The 18,227-nt window shown below is 71.2% G+C and carries 13 protein-coding genes; 5 read left to right on the top strand and 8 right to left on the bottom strand.

From position 1 onward, the window contains the following. Nucleotides 1-30: 30 nt before the first annotated feature. Nucleotides 31-3,021: an ELWxxDGT repeat protein gene (locus G4D85_RS20795; RefSeq protein ID WP_164014601.1), complete on the bottom strand. Its 2,991-nt coding sequence runs from the start codon at nt 3,019-3,021 to the stop codon at nt 31-33. A gap of 219 nt (nt 3,022-3,240) precedes the next feature. Next, on the bottom strand, nt 3,241-4,236 hold the full coding sequence (locus G4D85_RS20790) for a class I SAM-dependent methyltransferase (protein WP_164014599.1): 996 nt from the start codon (nt 4,234-4,236) through the stop codon (nt 3,241-3,243). Between the two features lie 114 nt (nt 4,237-4,350). Between G4D85_RS20790 and G4D85_RS20785 the strand changes: the two genes are divergently transcribed. Then, nucleotides 4,351-5,472, top strand: coding sequence for a hypothetical protein (locus G4D85_RS20785; protein ID WP_164014597.1), 1,122 nt, complete (start codon nt 4,351-4,353; stop codon nt 5,470-5,472). 148 nt (nt 5,473-5,620) lie between these two features. Here the strand turns inward: G4D85_RS20785 and G4D85_RS20780 are convergent, their stop codons facing one another. Both G4D85_RS20780 and G4D85_RS20775 read right to left on the bottom strand, forming a co-directional pair. Continuing rightward, entirely contained in the window at nt 5,621-6,265 is a 645-nt protein-coding gene (locus G4D85_RS20780) for a glutathione S-transferase family protein (RefSeq protein ID WP_164014595.1), read from the bottom strand. A gap of 111 nt (nt 6,266-6,376) precedes the next feature. Further along, nucleotides 6,377-8,014, bottom strand: a complete 1,638-nt coding sequence (locus tag G4D85_RS20775; protein ID WP_164014593.1) for a transglycosylase SLT domain-containing protein — start codon at nt 8,012-8,014, stop codon at nt 6,377-6,379. Between the two features lie 408 nt (nt 8,015-8,422). Here G4D85_RS20775 and G4D85_RS20770 point away from each other — a divergent pair, with 408 nt between their 5' ends. Further along, nucleotides 8,423-9,808, top strand: a complete 1,386-nt coding sequence (locus G4D85_RS20770) for an aldehyde dehydrogenase family protein (RefSeq protein ID WP_164014591.1) — start codon at nt 8,423-8,425, stop codon at nt 9,806-9,808. Between the two features lie 30 nt (nt 9,809-9,838). Here the strand turns inward: G4D85_RS20770 and G4D85_RS20765 are convergent, their stop codons facing one another. Then, a complete protein-coding gene (locus G4D85_RS20765) occupies nt 9,839-10,702 on the bottom strand; it encodes an NAD-dependent protein deacetylase (protein WP_164014589.1) in 864 nt (287 codons plus the stop codon). Between the two features lie 142 nt (nt 10,703-10,844). On the opposite strand from G4D85_RS20765, the gene G4D85_RS20760 reads away from it, so the two are divergent. After that, nucleotides 10,845-13,088: a M48 family metalloprotease gene (locus G4D85_RS20760; protein WP_164014587.1), complete on the top strand. Its 2,244-nt coding sequence runs from the start codon at nt 10,845-10,847 to the stop codon at nt 13,086-13,088. Between the two features lie 30 nt (nt 13,089-13,118). Here the strand turns inward: G4D85_RS20760 and G4D85_RS20755 are convergent, their stop codons facing one another. Further along, complete coding sequence (locus G4D85_RS20755) at nt 13,119-14,180, bottom strand: AbrB family transcriptional regulator (RefSeq protein WP_164014585.1); 1,062 nt, start codon at nt 14,178-14,180, stop codon at nt 13,119-13,121. A 94-nt stretch (nt 14,181-14,274) separates the two neighbouring features. Between G4D85_RS20755 and G4D85_RS20750 the strand changes: the two genes are divergently transcribed. Further along, nucleotides 14,275-14,745 carry a GNAT family N-acetyltransferase gene (locus G4D85_RS20750; protein ID WP_164014583.1) on the top strand — a complete coding sequence of 157 codons (471 nt, stop codon included), beginning with the start codon at nt 14,275-14,277 and terminating at the stop codon, nt 14,743-14,745. Nucleotides 14,746-14,881: 136 nt separating this feature from the next. Next, nucleotides 14,882-16,456: a DUF1570 domain-containing protein gene (locus tag G4D85_RS20745; RefSeq protein WP_164014581.1), complete on the top strand. Its 1,575-nt coding sequence runs from the start codon at nt 14,882-14,884 to the stop codon at nt 16,454-16,456. 7 nt (nt 16,457-16,463) lie between these two features. Here G4D85_RS20745 and coaA read toward each other — a convergent pair whose 3' ends face one another. Beyond that, nucleotides 16,464-17,417: a type I pantothenate kinase gene (gene coaA / locus G4D85_RS20740; RefSeq protein WP_164014579.1), complete on the bottom strand. Its 954-nt coding sequence runs from the start codon at nt 17,415-17,417 to the stop codon at nt 16,464-16,466. A gap of 74 nt (nt 17,418-17,491) precedes the next feature. Continuing rightward, entirely contained in the window at nt 17,492-18,223 is a 732-nt protein-coding gene (locus G4D85_RS20735; RefSeq protein WP_164014577.1) for a M90 family metallopeptidase, read from the bottom strand. Nucleotides 18,224-18,227 lie beyond the last annotated feature (4 nt).

The following is an 18,227-nucleotide window of genomic DNA, read 5'->3' as shown; positions in this document are numbered from 1 at the left end:
CGCCCGCTCATCAGGTCCTGAGCGTCACCCTCATCTCCGTGACGGCGGGAGGCAGGCCAGCGGCAGGGCCCACAGCTCCTCCCCTGTCACGGTGTCATCCGCGGCGAAGAACACCCGCGAGCCCGAGACAGTGACCCCATTCACGTATGGGGACAGGAAGCCCGGTGCGAGCTCCGTGAGGCGCACCGTGCCCGCCTCCGTGCCGTCGCTCCGCCACAGCTCGCGGCCCGAGCTCGCATCGAAGGCGGTGAAGAACAACCAGTCTCCCACCGCCGTCAGGTCCTGAGGCTCCGAGCCATCGGGGCCGGGGACGATGTCCTTGACCCTCCGCGTCCCCGCGTCGGTGCCGTCGGTCCGCCACAGCTCGATGTCATCTCCGTCCAGGAGGTTGGTGAAGAAGACCTGTCTGCCCGCGGCCACCAGCGAGAAGGACCGCGGGGCGACGCTCCCCACCTGCACCGTCCCCTCCGCCGTCCCATCGCTCTTGTAGAGCCGGGGATTGAAGTCCGGTCCATAGGCGGTGAAGAAGACCGTGTTGCCCAACCCGACGAAGCCCTCTGGATAGGAGCCCTGGGAGCCGGGGACGATGTCCTTCACCAGCCGCGTCCCCCCGGGCGTCCCGTCGCTGACGAACAGCTCCCGGTTCTCCCCTCCGGCGTTGGCGGCGAAGTACACCTTGCTGCCCACCCGCGTCATGAAGATGGGGTTCCCGCTGCCGGGCCCTGGCACCAGGTCCGCGAGCAGGTACGTCCCGGCCTGGGTCCCGTTGCTCCGCCACAGCTCGAAGCCGGTCGCCGGGTCATACGCCGCGAAGAGGAGCAGCCGCCCCAGTGCCACGAGCTGCGACGGGAAGCCGTCCCCCTTCACCCGGGTCGTCCCGCCCCGCGTGCCATCGCTCTTCCACAGCTCGGTGCGGAAGTCCGGCGTCCGGGTAAGGAAGAAGAGCTTGCCGTCCACCACCGTCAGCTCGCCCGGGTCCGAGCCCTCGGGGCCGGGGATGATGTCCTCCACCATCCGCGTCCCGGCAGCGGTGTCATCGCTCTTCCATAGCTCGCGCCCGTGGACCCCGTCGTCCGCGGAGAAGTAGAGCAGGTCGCCCACCGGGGTCAGCCCGAGCGGAGACCCGCTGGCGGCCCCGGGGGCGATGTCGTCCACGCGCCGGGTGCCACCCCGGGTGCCATTGCTCCGCCACAGCTCGTTGCCGGAGCTCCCGTCGTCCGCGGCGAAGAACAGCGTCCCCTTCAGGTCCACCAGCTCCCGAGGCATGGAGTCCTCGATGCAGGCGGCAATGTCCCTGACCTGGAAGGCCCCCTTGCAGGTCGACATGAAGGCGGTGTTCTCCAGCGTCTCCGGCTCGTCCTCCAGGGCCTCGCTCCGAGCCTCCCCGGCGCTGACGTCAGCGGACGTGCAACCCACCAGCATGCCGGGGAGGACGAGCAGCAGCAGTGTCAGCAGCCGCCATGCCGGTCGCCCCCGGCGCCGCCACGCCCACGCGGTGCCCACCACGAGCACGGGGAGGCCCAGGAACCACGCCCAGAAGCCGAGCATGCCGGTCCCCCGCGCCTGCGGCTTGGCGTCCGCGAGGAGGCGCGTCTCCTGGCCACCGCCCAGGCGGCCCGTGGGCGCTGCCGTAGAGGTCCTGCACTCACGCAGCGAGGCCAACGGCAGGGACCACAGCTCGCCTCCCATGTTCTCATCGAAGGCCAGGAAGAAGACGGACGCGCCCAGGACAGTGAAGGCCCGAGGTCCCCTGTGGCGAGGCCCGCCGGTCGCCGCGCGGAGCCGGTACGTACCGGCCTCCGTCCCATCGCTCCGCCACAGCTCGTCACGGCCCCGCTCGTCGTCAGCGGAGAACACCAGCACTCCCGCCACCTCCGCCAGCCACGCCGGCGTCGAGTTCCCGGGGCCGGGGAGGATGTCCTTGACGAGCACCGTCCCCGCCTCCGTCCCGTCGCTCCGCCACAGCTCGATGCCACGTACTCCGTCCTCCGCGTCGAACATCAGGACGCCGCCCAGGCCCACGCGAAAGCGGGGGATGTCGAAGTCGGGGAACGAGTCCTCGGGCCCGGGGTAGATGTCCTTGACGAGGAAGGTCCCTGCTTCCGTCCCATCGCTGACCCACGGCTCCTCGCCGTTCTCCGGAGTACGCGCGAACAGGAAGACGCGCCCGCCCACGGCGATGAGGCCGTTGGGGCTCGACCACTCGGGACCGGGATTGAGGTCCTCGACGAGCACCGTGCCCGCCTCCGTCCCGTCGCTCTTCCACAGCTCGCGGCCGTGCAGCGTGTCGAAGGCGGTGAAGAACAACGTGCCGCCCAGCACGGTCAGGTGGAACGGGCCGCCGCCCTCTTCTCCGGGAGCGATGTCCTTGACGAGCACCGTGCCCGCCTTCGTCCCGTCGCTCCGCCACAGCTCACTGCCGTGGACACCGTCGTCGGCCTCGAAGAAGAGCGTGCCGCCCATGACGTTCAGCGAGTCGGGTCGCGAGTCCGAGGGCCCCGGGAAGATGTCGGCCACCCGCCAGGTGCCGGCCTCCGTCCCATCGCTCCGCCACAGCTCGCGGCCGTGCAGCTCGTCGAACGCGGAGAAGTAGAGGACGCCGTCCACGAGCAGCAGCCCCGAGAGGAACGAGCCGTCCGGACCCGGTTGGATGTCCTTGACGAGCACCGTGCCCGCCTCCGTCCCGTCGCTCCGCCACAGCTCACGGCCATGCACTCCATCGTCGGCCTGGAAGAAGAGCACTCCCTCCCTCACCGCCACCCGCTCGTTGGCGACTCCCGTCTCGTCATCGAAGTCCTGCAGCCCATCCTCGGGGCCGGGATTGATGTCCTTGACCAGGGCAGTGCCGGCGGCCGTCCCGTCGCTCCGCCACAGCTCGCGGCCGTAGGGGCGGTTCATCGCGCTGAAGGACAGCGTGCCCCCCAGGTCGACGAACGAGGCGGGAAGGCCCGACCTCCGGCCGAAGGCGATGTCCTTGACCGGCAGGGCAGGCGCACAGCGCGGCGTCGGACAGACCGGCACGGGGTCCCAGTTCGCGGAGGGCGCGGCTCCAGTCGACGCCCGGCCCGAGGCGGGCAAAAGACAGACACCCGCCGCCAATAGCAACCACCCACCCCATCGAACCATCACGCCCCCTCAGGCCCACGAAGAATTGCAACGCCTTGAAGCGCTGAAATCTGGGAGTGATGAGGTGGGCATCAACCCTCCCGATAGGAGGGCGCGAGGGTTTCCCCCCGACATTCAATCCAGGGGCTCGGAGTCCGTCCTGGAAGGACTGGCACCGCCCCGCACGGCTGTGAGCAGCAGGTCATACTTGCCCCCGAGGAAGGTGCGGAAGCCGTGCTGGTGCAGGTAGCGACGGTAGAAGGACAGGTCCTTCACCAGCAGTGACAGGTCCGGCTCGCGAAGGTTGCGCACGCGCGCGCCGTAGACCACTTCCCCATCCCGGAAACGCGAGTTGGGGAAGCCGAGCACCAGCGAGGCCCGTGGCTCCAGGTGCTCCTGCACGAGCCGGCGCAGCAGCGCATGGTCGTCCACGCCGGGGCTCTGCAGCGTGCCCACCGACAGCACGAGGCTGAAGCGCCCCAGCCCGGCAGGCAGGGCATTGAGGTCCGCGAGCACGAAACTGTGCCGCGCGTCGGGGAAGCGGGCCCGCGCCTCGGCGAGCGCGCTGGCGCCATGGTCCACGCCGACGAAGGTGACGTCCGGGGCGCCTTCCAGCCACGCGAAGGCGGCCAATTCGTCACCGCGATTCACGCCCAGGTCCAGCACCCTCGCCCCCGGGGGCAGGTGGATGCGCCCGAGCGCCTCCAGCCAGGGCAGCAGGAAGCCCGCGTCCTCCAGCTTGCGCACCCGGGCGAACTCGGAGGCGGCGCCATAGCGCTCCTGCGGCGGAGGCGCTTCTTCCGACGCGCCCCCGCCCGCATGCCAGGCCGCCTCCGCACCGAGCCGCTCGAAGGTGAGCGCCACGTGGGTGCCATCCACCGCGCGCGGGGTGAGCAGCCGGCACGAGAGGCCCTCGGCCAGGTCACACCAGCTCCGCAGGGGGCGGTGGACGAGGCCGCCCCCGGGCCCCACGCGCTCACCCGGGTAGTGCCCACGTCCCAGGTCCGGGTCGGGCACCTCGATGCGCGCGCGGCCAGCACCGAGCGCGTCTCGCAGGTGACGGACGATGAGGATGAGCGGCTCGTCGTGGTAGCGGCGCGGGGGCGCGGAGGGCTCGTCGGGGCTCGACATTGCCGCGCCAGCCTACCCTCCGTCACGTAGGGGCTGCCCAGGAGTCCGGGGATGGATAGTGTGCCCCCCTTCCGCCCCGGGCCGTCACGTCGCCGGGGCCTGCCGAGGTCTCGCATGAATCCGCTTCGCCGCGCCCCTGCGCTGCTCGCCGCTCTTGCCCTCGCTGGCTGCCAGTCCGGACAGGGCTCGCCCGAGTCCACGCCTCCCCCTCCCGCCGCGCCCCGCCCTGTCGCGGCTCGCGACACGCCCGCCCCCAGGCCCACCCCCGCGCCAGCCGCCGACGCCACGCAGGCGGTGCTCGGCTACCTCAAGTCTCCTGGCGACAGTGAGAAGTGCCAGTGGGTGCGCCACCCGCTCCCGGGCGAGCCCGCCACGGTGTTCTCCTTCGACGCGGCCTGCGACAGGTCCATGGTGACGTGGAGCCCGGATGGGAAGCAGGGCCTCGTCTTCACCTGGCCCTCGGGCGAGGGCGAGGTGGCGCGCGCCTGGCGGGTGGACCTGGGCGCGAAGTCGGGCCAACCGCTGGACTTGAAGTCGCTGCCCGGAGGCACCGGCCCCGCTGGCCCGGACCTGCCCTATGTCTCGCGGCTCGGCTTCGACGCCCAGTCGCGTCCGGTGGCCCTCATCACCCTCGCCTACAACGCGCGGGCACCGAAGAAGGGCGTCATCACCTTCGAGGGCGAGCGCTACACCGTGGCGCGGGGTGCTGGCGTCCCGGGGCTCGCGCTGGCCTACCGGCTGGAGGACGGCGCCTGGAAGCGCGTCGAGGCGAAGCCGAGTCGCTTCGAGGCGGCCAGTGCTCCCGGGCTCACCGCGCTCGACGTGGAGAAGACGCTCACTGCCTCCTGGAGCGCGTCGCTCCCGGGCAGCCCCCAGGGGAGGAAGGTCCCGGCGGAGGTGGCGAAGGAGCTGGACGCCACCGCCACGGATGGCGCGGGCGAGGGCTGGTGGATGGAGCTGCCCGCCTCGGAGGGGACGCTCTACTACCGCGCTCGCGACGAGGGCCGCCAGATGGTCATGGGTCAGCCGCTGCTCTGGTCCCAGGGTGGCAAGCGCGTGGCGCTGAAGGACGTGGCCGAGTCGGACGCGTACCTCGGCTTCCAGGTCCAGCGCGGGCTGCTGCTCGTCACCGCCTACGGCGGCTATGCCGCAGCGCACGTGTGGAACCCCGCGAAGCCGGAGCGAATCGCCTCCGTGCCGGAGGTCTACGCGCCCGCATTCTGGCCTACCCCCTGACCGGAGCGCGCGCCGCGGAATGGACGTTCCATTCCGCCAGCTTCCCCGCCCGGGCTCACCCCCCCCGGAACGAACGTTCCTTCCGCCGGCCTCCCGCTCCTGGCCCCCCCGGAATGAACGTTCCTTCCGCCGGCCTCCCCGCCCCGGCTCAGGTCCCGCGCCGCTGGAACGGCTCCATCTGCGCGGCCAGCGCCCGCTGGAACGCCGGCCGCGCCTCACACCGCTCCTTGTAGGCCTTCAGCGTGGGCTCGGCGTCGAGCAGGTCGGTGTGACGGAGGATGCGGAGCACCGTCGTCATCATCAGGTCGCCAACGGTGAAGCGGTCCTCCAGGTACTCGCGGTCCCCGAGCCACGCGACGAGCTCCGACAGCCGACGCCTGACGGCCTTCTCCAGACCCGGTCGGCGGAGCTTTGCCCACTCCTGGTCGGGGTAGAACAGGTCGAGTTCGGCGAGTTGCTGGACCCGGTTCTCGACCGAGTTGAGTGCCGCGAACAGCCACGTCACCGCACGCGCCCGGCTGGCCTCGTCGGAGGGGAGGAGCACCTCGCTCCGGGACGCGATGTGGAGCACGATGGCCCCCGACTCGAAGAGGGCAAGCCCGTCCTCCTCGAACACCGGCACCTGCCCGAAGGGCTGGAGCGCACGGTACTCGGAGGACGCCTGGACCTCGGCGTCGATGAGCCTCGCTTCATAGGGGAGGCCGGCCTCCTCGAGCGCCCACCGCACCCGGAGGTCGCGCACCACGCCCTGAGCGAACGGCGGCACCCACTTGAAAGCGCTGATGGTGATCATGCCTCGGTGTCTCCTCGGTGAACGGCTTCGTGAGAGGCCCAGTCCCCAGAACGACCACGGCCCGGCCACCACGAGGTGACCGGGCCGCGAAACTTCGAAGCAGCGTCAGGACTACGCCGGACCCGTGCCGTTGTACCAACCGGTGATCTTCTTCACGTAGTTCTGCGTCTCCTTGAACGGAGGCACGCCGCCGTACTTGTTCACGTTGCCCGCGCCGGCGTTGTACGCGGCGAGCGCCAGCGTGACGTCGCCCTTGAACGTCTTGAGCTGCTGGGCCAGGTACTTGGTGCCGCCCTCGATGCTCTGGCGCGGGTCCGTGCGGTCCGTGACGCCCAGCTCCTTCGCGGTGGCCGGCATGAGCTGCATCAGGCCCTTGGCGCCCACGCCCGAGGTGGCGTTGGGGTTGAACGCGGACTCCTGCTGGATGACCGCCTTGATGAGGCGCGCGGGCACCTTGTACTTCTGCGACATCTCGTTGATGAGGTTGTCGTACTTGTTGGACGAGAAGCCGCTCAGGTCGTTGTTGCCCTTCACCGTGCTGGGCTTGGTCGTCCCGTCCGTGGTGCCCGGCTTGTTGTCACCGCCGTCCACCTTGGCTCCGCCACCGCCCACCTTCGCGCCCAGCTTGTCGAAGGCCGCGCGGGTCAGCGGGCCGTAGTAGCCGGTGTTCTTCACGCCGTTGTCGGCCTGGAACTCCTTCAGGGCCTGCTCGGTGCGCGGGCCGAAGATGCCCGGGCCGGTCTTCATCTCGGCCTCGGTCATGTAGCCGCCCTTCACCAGCGCCTTCTGGAGCTGCTCCACCTCGGCGCCGCGAGCGCCCTTCTCCAGGTCGCCGCCCGGCAGCGCCATGCCCTTCACGGCGCCAGGCTTCGGCTTGCTGTCCGGCGGGGGCTTCGTGGTGGTGCCATCCGTGGTGCCACCATCGCTCGGCGGACGGCCACCCGGCTTCGGGTTGCCGCCGGAGAACGTCACCAGCTCACCCGTGGTCTTGTAGCCCGACGGACCGCCCGACAGCCGGTTGCCATCGGGGCGGAGGGTGATCTCCTTCCCGGTGGCCGGGTCGTTCGCGTAGTAGACGGGCTTGCCGTTCTCGCTGCCGCGGCCGGTGATGGTGATCCAGTGGTCGGTGCCGTTGGCGCCACCGTTGCTGCCCGCGCGGTAGTCCACGCCCACGACGACCGGGCGGCCCGCGTCGATCTGCTTGTTGATGGTGTCCAGGTTCCACGGCGACTTGGCGGCGCTCAGCCCGCCCATCTTCGCCGCCGTGCCCCAGTTGAGCGCGTTGCCGGAGTAGCCACCGTTCTTGTCGAGGTAGGCGTCCATCTCGCCGGGGTTGATGGTCTGCCCGGTGATCTTGCTGACGGCCATCGCGGTGGCCGTCATGGCGCAGCCCGCGGCGCCCACGCTCGAGCCGGTGCCCAGGCGGCGCGAGCCCCACTGGTCATCGCCCTGCTTGTACATCGGCGTGCCGTCGCGCGAGGTCGGGAAGGTGCGGCCATCGTCGTCGCGCACCGGGCCCGAAGCAGCCTTCGACGACGGGGTGGCGAACTTGTCGCCGCCCGTGGTGGTGGGCGTCTTGGCGGTGGTCGGCTGATCGAAGCCGTCGGGGATGACGAGCTTCTGGCCCGTTCGAATCTTGTTCGGGTCCGCGATGTTGTTGGCCTGGGCCAACTTCTCCACGGTGGTGTTGTACCGGGCGGCAATCGAGCTGAGACGATCGCCTCGGGAGACATTGTGGATGGTCGTCACGGGAAATCCTTCTTCACCGGGGTGATTGTGGGCTGAGAGTTCCGGATCACCACGATTCTCGCATCCAGGGCGCCAAAGTTGCCTGGGCCCCCACTTTCACCTCCCATTGTCCAGATAAATGGAAAACTTCCATGGAACTGATTGATGCGAGGCGTCATCGGCGCATGGGCGACGGGCCCAGGAGGCGAGCACCTGGGTGTCCCGGACCCCCTCCACGAGCGTCCGGGCTGCACGGCTGCCCTCCAGGCGGCACGGCGACGGGGGACCTCCTGCCCGGCCCGGCGGGAGGTGGGCCGATAACAATTGCCAGACGCCCTCTGTCGTAAAGCGCGCTCTTTGGCCGCCGCCGCCGCGCTCCCCCTCTCCCGGCCGTGACGCGCCCCGCGTCTGTCGGCTTTCCTGGGCCCCATGAGCACACACATCGTCGACAACCCCTTCACTGGCGACGTCGCCGCCTCGGTGGAACCCACCTCCCCTGCCCAACTGGACGCCGTGCTGGAGTTCGCCCGGAGCGCCTCGCGCGCGCTCCGCGCGATGAGCGTGGAGGAGCGTGTGACGCTCGTGCTGCGCGCCTGCGAGGCGATGGAGAAGCGCGCGGACGCCATCGCCCGCGACATCACCCGGCAGATGGGCAAGCCGCTCTCACAGGCACGCGGCGAGGTCGGCGGCATGGCGGGACGGCTGCGCCACATGGCGTCGATTGCAGCCGAGTCGCTCGCGGACATCGTCCTCCCGCCGAAGGACGGCTTCGAGCGGCGGATTGCGAAGGAGCCGCTCGGCGTGGTGCTGGACCTGCCCGCGTGGAACTACCCGCTGCTCACGGCGGTGAACGCGGTGGCGCCGGCGGTGCTGGCGGGCAACGCCGTGGTGGTGAAGCACTCGCCGCGCACGCCGCTGTGTGGCGAGCACTTCGCCCGCGCCTTCGCGGAAGCGGGCGCGCCCGAGGGCACGGTGCAGGCCATCTTCCTGGACTACGCGGCGACGGAGAAGCTCGTCGGGGACACGCGGGTGGACCACGTGCTCTTCACCGGCTCGGTACTGGGCGGGCACAAGATGCAGGCGGCGGCGAGGGAGCGCTTCCTCCACATCGGCCTGGAGCTGGGCGGCAATGACCCGGCCTACGTCGCGCCGGACTGCGACTTCGACAAGACGGTGGAGAACATCGTCGACGGCGCCATGTACAACGCGGGGCAGAGCTGCTGCGCGGTGGAGCGCGTGTACGTGCACCAGTCGCTCTACGCTCGCTTCGTGGATGCCGTCGAGCCGCTGGTGCGCGCGTACGTGCTCGGGGACCCGGAGTCGGACAAGACGACGCTCGGCCCCATCGCCCAGCCGTGGCACCCGGCCGAGCTGCACGCCTTCGTCCAGGACGCCACCAGCCAGGGCGCGAAGCTCGTGTGCGGAGGCCGTCCGACGCAGGTGAATGGGAAGGGACGCTTCTTCGAGCCGACGCTGCTCCGGGACGTGAGCGCCGACGCCCGGGTGATGCGCGAGGAGTCCTTCGGGCCGCTGCTGCCCATTGCCTCCGTCAGCTCGGACGAGGAGGCGCTGGCGCGGATGAACGCGTCCAGCCTGGGCCTCACCGCCAGCGTGTGGACGTCCGACCGCGAGCGCGCCGACCGCCTGGCGCGGCGGCTGGAGGCCGGCACCGTCTACATGAACCGCTGCGACTCGCTGGACCCCGCGCTGCCGTGGAGCGGCGTGAAGGACTCCGGGCGCGGCGTGACGCTGAGCGCGCTCGGCTTCGACTCGCTGACGCGCCCGAAGTCCCTGCACTACCGCCTGCGCTTCTGAGCACGGCGCGACACCGGGCGGCGGGCCACGTCAGCCCTGCTCCAGTGCCTCCGCGAGCCGGGGCAGCACGTCTCCGGCTCGCGCCTCCACGCGCACGTCCGCCAGCTCCACACCCCGGCACTCGCCGATGTTGAGGATGGCGATGGGCATGCGGCGCTCGGAGGCGCGCACCAGGAAGCGGTAGCCGGAGAAGATGGCCAGCGACGAGCCCACCACCAGCAGCGCGTCGCCCTCCTCCACCATCGAAAACGCGGCCTCCACCGTGGGCAACGGCACGTTGTCGCCGAAGAACACCACGTCCGGCTTCAGCGTCCCGCCACAGCGCAGGCACGCGGGGACCTGGAAGGACGACAGCAGCTCCGAGGACAGCTCCGCGTCACCGTCCGGCCGCAGCTCCAGCACGTGGTGCGTGAAGTCGGGGTTGAGGGCCAGCAGCCGCTCCTGCAGGGCGGCCCGCTCCTCCTGAGCGCCACAGTCCAGACAGCGCACCCGCGCCAGCGCTCCGTGCAGCTCGATGACCCGTGAGCTGCCCGCCGCGTGGTGCAGGCGGTCCACGTTCTGGGTGATGAGGCCCGGCACGTGCCCGTTGCGCTCCAGCGCCGCCAGCGCATGGTGCGCGGCGTTCGGCCGGGCCGACGAGAAGCGCGGCCAGCCGAGCAGACTCCGCGCCCAGTAGCGCGCCCGCGTCTCCGGCCGGGTGAGGAACTCGCGGTGCTGGATGGGGTTGCGCGCCCGGGCCCGCGTCCCCGGCCCCCGGTAGTCGGGGATGCCGGACTCGGTGCTGCAGCCGGCGCCGGTGAGCACCACCGTGCGGCGGCCCCTCAGCAGCCGGAGCAGGGTGTCCACACCCTCGGTCGCATCCGGGGCAGGCAGGGCATCGAGCGGAGAGGTCATCGCGGCCTACATATAATGATGCGGGCCCGCCGCCGCCGGACGCTCGCTTCCCCCAGCCAACACAGGTCCTTGCCCCACGGGGCCGCCGGGAGAGGGAGCCACCCCTCGCGTGGTAGAACCGGGACGGTTCGCAGGGGGCTCCATGTACGCATTCGTCGTTGTCGCGCTCCTCGTCTCGCAGCTGGCGCCGGGAGCGGAGGCACCGGAGCGCTTTCCCTACAGCGCCGGGCTGCAGGCCATCCACGACCGGGCCTTCCAGGCGGTGGAGGAGAGGCGACTGGACGACGCCGTGGCCGACGTGGAGCACCTGCTCGCGCAGGCACCCGAGAACCCCCGGACGTTCCACCTGGCGGGCCAGCTCTACGTGGGGCAGCAGAAGCTCGGCGATACGGAGCGGGCCCTGCTGCGCGCGCTGGAGCTGGGCCTCGATGGGATGCGCCGCGCGGATGCGCTGTCCCTGCTCGGAGCCACCTACTACCAGCTCAACCGGCGCGCCGAAGCCGAACCCCTGCTCCGGGAGGCACTCCAGCTCGACGAGCGGCTACCAACGGCGAACTTCTACTCCGCGCTGCTCGCCCTGAATCGGTCCGACTTCGAGCGCATGCGCGAACACGCGCGTCGTATCACCGAGGTGGTGCCCGGCTCGAGCGAGGCGCGCATCCTCCTCGCCTCGGCCTTGGCCAGCCTGGGGGAGCTGGACGAAGCCGAGGCGGAGGTACGGCGGGCCCGGGAGCTTGGCGGGAACGAGGAGCATCTGCGCCTGGTCGAAGCGGAAATCTCCCAGCTGCGCTGGACGCGGCTCGCGTGGGGGATACCGCTGGGCCTGGGGCTGTTCCTCGGCCTGGGGCTCCTGGGAACGTGGGTGGCCGGCCGCGTGCTGTCGTCGGTGCAGCTCGGGCAGCTGCGAGCCGAGCACGTCCACCTGATGCGCGCGGAGCAGACGCCGTCCGAGCGGCGCGTGGACCGGCTCTACAGCGCGGTGCTCTGGTTCGCGTCGCTGCTGTTCTACGTGTCCATTCCGATGATGCTGACGCTGACGGTCGCCGTGGCGGGTGGGCTCATCTACGCGATGTTCCAGCTCCGGTTCGTCTCCATCAAGCTGCTCATCATCGTGGCCCTCGTCGGCTTCGGCGGCTTCATCGCCATCCTGCGAGGCCTCTTCTTCAGCACGGCAGAGCCCGACGAAGGCCGGAGGCTCGCCCCGGACGAGGCTCCCGAGCTGTTCCGGGCGCTGGCGGAGGTGGCGGAGGTGGCCGGGGCGCGCAAGGTGGACCGGGTGATGTTGTTCGCGGGCACCAGCATCGGCGTGCGCGAGGCGGGTGGACGCATCCAGGTGCTGCTCGGGCGGGGTGAGCGCATCCTCCACCTGGGCCTGGCGGCCCTGCGAGGCCTCACCGTGTCCGAGCTGAAGTCCATCCTCGCCCACGAGTACGGCCACTTCGCCCACGGGGAGACGCGCCTGACGCCCATCATCGGACGCATCCAGACGCAGGTGGTGCGGACGATGCAAAGCATCCAGGAGCTGAGCTGGGCCTTCGTCAACCCCGTGTTCTGGTTCCTGCGCGTCTACTTCTTCGTCTACCTCCAGGTGACCGCGGGCCATGGCCGCCGCCGCGAGCTGCTGGCCGACCGCCTCTCCGCGCTGGCCTACGGCGGGGACACCTTCGGCCGGGCGCTGACGAAGACGATTGAGAACGGGGATGCCTTCCACCGCGGGGTGGGCGTGGCGGTGGGTCTGCGAGAGGCGGGCCGCCCCACGAAGGACCTGTACCGCACCATCGACGTGGCGGCGCGCGGCACGCCGCCCTCGCTGGGCGCCCTGGTCCGCGAGGAGCTGTTCGCCCGTCCGGTGGATGCCTACGACTCGCACCCGCCCCCGTCGGAGCGCGTCCAGCGCGTGGCCGGCATCCCCGGGCGGCGCATGCTGGACGAGGCCCCGGCGCTGACGCTGTTCGCCGACCCGGTGAAGCTGGCCGAGGAGCTGGGCGGCGAGGTGCTGACCCACGTGGACATCGCGCTCCAGGAGCAGGGCATCGCCGCGCCGGAGCCCGTGGCCTCGACGGAGGAGGAGCAGGACCGGCTGGCGGAAGCCATCGCCCTGCACCACGGCGCGCTGGCACTGGGCGAGCGCAACCACCCGGACGCGTACGCCCTGCTCCAGGAGTCCGTGGCGCGCCTGGAGGATGCGGCGGGAACACAGGACCCCTTCCTCGTGCCCGCGCTCACGGAGCTGTCGAAGGTACACGTGCAGCACCAGGACCCGGTGGCCGCGCGCGCCCTGCTCCAGCGCGCCCTCGGCATCGTCCAGGCGCGTCCGGGCCACGAGCAGCAGGTGGACGCGCTCAACGAAATGCTCCAGGGGCTTCCCACCCAGCAGGCCGCGTGAGCCATGGGCAGCGTCGACACCCGGGCGCGTCTACCGGCGCTCGGACAGGCGCCGCAGGAAGGTGGGCGCCACGAGGAAGACGAGCAGCATGCGTCCCACCTGCACCGCGAGCACGAGGGACAGCGTGGCGCGGGTGCCCAGGGCGATGGCCAGCAGCGAGTCGGCGCCGCCCGGCGAGGTGGCGAAGTAGGTGGTGAGCAGGTCCACCCCACTCACGGCGGACCAGCCCCAGGCCATGAGCAGGCAACCGCCCACCATGGCCAGCGCGGCGAGGAGGGCGACGAGCGCGGCCCGCCGCAGCTCGTGCACGGCGGAGGAGTCGAACTGGCTGCCCACGCGCACGCCGAGCGCCCACAGCGCCAGCGGCAGCACGCCAGGAGGCCACGCGCCCACCGGCACGCCCAGGGCGGTGAGGGGGATGCCCAGCAGCACGGGCCCCAGGAAGACGCCGGCAGGTAGCTTCAGCCTCGCGCCCAGCCAGCCTCCCGCGAGGGCGACGAGCGCCGTCGTCGCCCAGGCCACCAGCGCCGGGGGAGTGCCGGGAAGGTCGGCGGCGCGGGCCAGCTGCACGTCCGGCGAGTCCCCGACCCACCGCCCCACCAGCACGGCGACGAGGATGACGACGGACAGGCGCACGTACTGGAAGAGCGTCACCAGTCGCGAGTCGGTGCCCAGCTCCTCGCTGAGCGCAATCATCGCCGAGGCCCCGCCCGGCATCAGCCCCAGGGTGGCGGTGCGGGCATCCAGGTGGCCCAGCCGCGCGCACACCAGCGCCACGCCCTGGGCCACGGCCACCACGCCCACCACGGCGGACAGCGCGACGGGCCAGTGCTCCGCGAGCGCGGCCCAGGCCTCCGGACGGAAGGAGGAGCACATCGCCCCGCCCAGCACCGCCTGCGCCATCAGCAGCCCGGGGCGTGGCAGGGGCACGTGCACCGACAGCGCGAGCGAGCCTGCAATCGACACCAGCATCGCGCCCAGCAGGGCTCCGGCGGGCAGGTGGGTGGCCTCGGCCAGCGCGGCGCCGAGCAGCGAGGCCACGGTGACGGCCGCCACGCGCCCGCGTGACGGGCCCCGGGAGTCCTTCGTCATGAGGCCCGCGAAGCTACCAGCAGCGGACGGCCCGCGCCCGGGCCGTGTCGTGCGGCGAGGCCCCGAGCCATCAGCCGTGCTACACGCGGCCACCATGCCGCGCTGGATGTGGAAGAGCTTCCCGGAGCTGACGCTGGACGAGCTGTACGCACTGCTCGCCCTGCGGCAGGAGGTGTTCGTGGTGGAGCAGCGCTCCATCTACCAGGACGTGGACGGGCTGGACGCGGAGTCGCTCCACCTGCTCGCGTACGAGGACGCGGACGGGGCGCCGTACCTGGCGGGCTACCTGCGCATCCTGCCCCCCGGCTTGAAGTTCCCCGGCGCGAGCAGCCTCGGCCGCGTGGTGACGTCGCCCAGGGCGAGAAGGCGGGGGCTGGGGCGCGAATTGGTGGAGCGGGGCCTCGCCCGACTCGACGCGCACTTCCCGGCGGCGGACATCCGTATCTCCGCCCAGCACTACCTCCAGCGCTTCTACGAGGACTTCGGGTTCCACGCGGAGGGGGACGTGTACGACGAGGACGGCATCCCCCACATCGAGATGGTCCGCCAGGCCGCGCGCCGCTGACCTCGCGAGTGCGGCGGGAAGTGAAGCCCGGTGGGCCCTCCGCCGCGCTTGTCGGAGCCCCGGCACTCACGTCAGGCTCGCGCTTCCACCTCCCACGGACCGGGGCCGAGCCCTGGCGGAGAAGAGAGAGCCCGACGTGCGCCAAGGTCTCGCGATGGGAGCGTTGCTCGCGCTCCTCGCTTCGTCCCAGGTGGCCTGTGTGGTGGGTCCCCGCTTCACGCGCTGCCCGGGTGAAGGTGGGCGTGCCTGGGTGCGGCTGGACAGCGACCACTACACGCTGGAGACGGACCTGCCGCCCGAGGACGCGCGCAAGGCGATGAGCGCGTTGGAGCACACGCGCGTCGCCATCCTCGCCGCCATGTGGCCGCACGTGCTGGGCCGGCCGATGCCGAAGGTCAACGTCTACGTCCTCCAGGACCCGGACGAGTTCGAAGGCCTCTATCCCCGCCGGGTGCGGGCCTTCTTCTACCGTTCCGACACCGAGGCTCTCATCGTCCTGCCCGGCCTGCCCTCCACCTGGGAGCAGCGCTTCTCGGGACTGTCGCCGGCCTCGTCCTCGCGGCTGAACCACGAGCTGACCCACTTCCTGAGCGCCTACGCCCTGCTCCGCCAGCCCCGGTGGCTGTCGGAGGGACTCGCCGAGTACCTGGAGACGCTGCGCGTGTCGGCGGACGGGAAGACGGCGGTGGTGGGCGCGCCGCACCTGGGGGCCATTGTCGAGATGGGCGAGCTGCTGGACCGGGTGGTGGACAGCAACGCGGAGGGCTGGACGATGCAGCGCGTGCACGCGTGGGAGCCGTCGCTGGCGCAGCGCGAGGAGGAGCGGCTGGTCGCGTTCAACTACGCCGGGAGCTGGCTCCTGGTGCACTGGCTCTACACCACCCGCCCCCGCGAGTTCGCCGAGTACCAGGCCCTGCTCGCGAAGGGCGTCGCGCCCGACGTGGCGCAGAAGCAGGCGCTTCCCGGGCTGGAGTCCCCCGCGCTGGACGCCGCGCTGCTGGAGTACGTGAGGAACCGCAAGTACCCGGAGCACACGGTGCAGGTGCCGCCGGTGGCCACGGGCTTCGTCGAGGAGGTCATCGACCACGCCGAGGTCCACGCCATCCGCGCGAGGCTCGCGGAGCTGGGGGCACAACTGGCCTACCGCGAGCCCTTCATCCAGAACCGTCGCAAGCTGTCACAGGACGAGCTGGAGGAGTCGCTCCGGCTGAATCCCACGGGCCTGCGCGCCCTCTCCACGAAGCTGCGCGCGGCGCCCGAGGCCGAGCGCCCCGCCCTCGCCCGCGCGGCGGTGGAGGCCCATCCCGAGGACGGCGAAGCCTGGCTGCTACTGGCCTCGGCGCTGACCCCGGACACAGCAGCGAGCGCCGAGCAGGAGGCGGCGTACAAGAAGGCCCTGGAGCTGGAGCCCCGAAGCGCGGCGGCGGCGACGGGGCTGGCATGGCTGTACGTGACGCAGGGGCGCCTCGCGGAGGCGCTCCCGCTGGCGCAGTGGTCCGTCGCGATGGCGCCGTGGAGCACCTACGCCCTGGACACCTACGCCATGGTGCTCGCGGGCGGCGGGGCTTGCGAAGAGGCGCTCCAGACGGAGCAGCGTGCCCTGGAGCTGCTCCAGGAGGACGCCAACCCTGAGCTGGAGAAGCGCATCCGCGAGCGACTGGAGGCGCTCACCCGGGGGACGCTCTGCACGCCGGCCGCACCGGGGCGGTGACGCGCCGCTACTGCTTGCGCAGCCGCACCCGCTTCACCTTGTGGTCCGGGCCCTTGGTGAGGATGAGCCGCGCGCGCGAGCGGGTGGGCGCGATGTTCTGCGCGAGGTTCGGCCCGTTGATTTCGGCCCAGACGGACTCGGCCATGGCCACGGCCTGCTCCTGGGTGAGCTCGGAGAAGCGGCGGAAGTAGCTGCGCTCGTCGCGGAATGCCGTCTGCTGGAGCTGGAGGAAGCGGCCCACGTACCAGTGGCGGATGTCCTGCTCGTGCGCGTCCACGTAGATGGAGAAGTCGAAGAAGTCGGACAGGAACGTGCCCGGCATCCGCTTCCCTTCCACCGGGCCGGACTGGAGGACGTTGAGCCCCTCCAGGATGAGGATGTCCGGCTGGCGGATGACCTTCGCCTCGTCAGGCACCACGTCGTAGACGAGGTGCGAGTACACCGGCGCGGACACCTCGGCGCGCCCCGCCTTCAGCTCCGCGAGGAAGCGCACCAGCGCGCGCCGGTCATAGCTCTCCGGGAAGCCCTTGCGCTTCATGTGCCCGCGCTCGGTGAGGACGCGATTGGGGAAGAGGAAGCCGTCCGTCGTCACCAACTCCACGCGCGGGTGGTCCGGCCAGCGTGCCAGCAGCGCCTGGAGGATGCGGGCCGTCGTGCTCTTGCCCACCGCCACGCTCCCGGCGATGGCGATGATGAACGGCACCTTGCGCGCCGAGCCCCCGAGGAACGCCTGCTGCTCCGCCCACAGCCGCTGCGCCGCGGCCACCTGGAGGTTGAGCAGCCGGGAGAGCGGCAGGTAGACGTCCGCCACCTCCTCCACGTCGAGCTGCTCGCCCAGGCCGCGCAGCCCGTCGATGTCGGCCGCCGTCAGGGGCAGCGGGGTGGAGGCACGCAGCGCCCGCCACGCCTCGCGCTCCAGGTCGATGAACATGGAAGCAGCCGTGCTGCCAGGTGCGGACATGATGAGGCTCCTCCAGGAGAATGTTCACCACCGCCTCCCACCGCGTACCACAGCCCGGCGGAACACGCGGGACTTCAGGTGCCCGTGGCCGGGTCCCAACCGTAGAAGCGCTTCAGTTCCTCGTATAGCTCCGGCGTCTTCTCCTGCATCTGCCGGGGCTTCTCGAAGAAGGACTCGGTGGCCACTGCGAAGAACTCCGCCTCGTTGAGCCCGCCGTAGTCGTCCAGCACCTGACGCTCCGGGCGGCGGCCTTCCTGGAGCTTCTGGAAGTGCTCGCTCATCACCGAGGCCCAGGTCTGGTAATGCGAGTACATCCGCAACCTGGGTGTGCCGTCAAAGGCGCCGTCCGCGCGGTCCAGCACGTGGGCGAACTCGTGGGCGGCGGTGTCATGGCCGTCGGCCGGGTTGCGCAGCCCCGCCAGCACCGCCTGCCAGGAGAGGATGACGGAGCCCCAGTGCTTCGCCTCGCCCAGCACCACGCCGGTGCGGTCCGGCAGCTTGAAGGCCTCGGGATAGACGATGACCTCCCGGAGCCGGTCGTAATAGGACAGGTCCAGGTGCACCACGAGCTGCACGGCCGTGGCGGAGACGACGACACGAATCTCGTCCGTCATCGTGAGCCCGCCGGCCCCGATGAACTCCTTCTCCCAGGCGAAGACCTTGAGCTTGTCGAGGAAGGTCTCCCGCAGGGCGGGCGACAGCGCGCGGAAGAAGGGTACCCGCGCGTCGAGGTGGCCCAGCCAGTCCGCCGGGAAGGGACGGCCCAGCAGGCGCCGGCGGCGGAGCTGACGGATGAGTGAAATCATGAAA

The organism is Pyxidicoccus trucidator (assembly GCF_010894435.1).
Classification (GTDB): Bacteria; Myxococcota; Myxococcia; order Myxococcales; family Myxococcaceae; genus Myxococcus; species Myxococcus trucidator.
The sequence above is the reverse complement of the archived record's forward strand: the minus strand, read 5'-3'. Positions and strand labels throughout refer to the sequence as shown.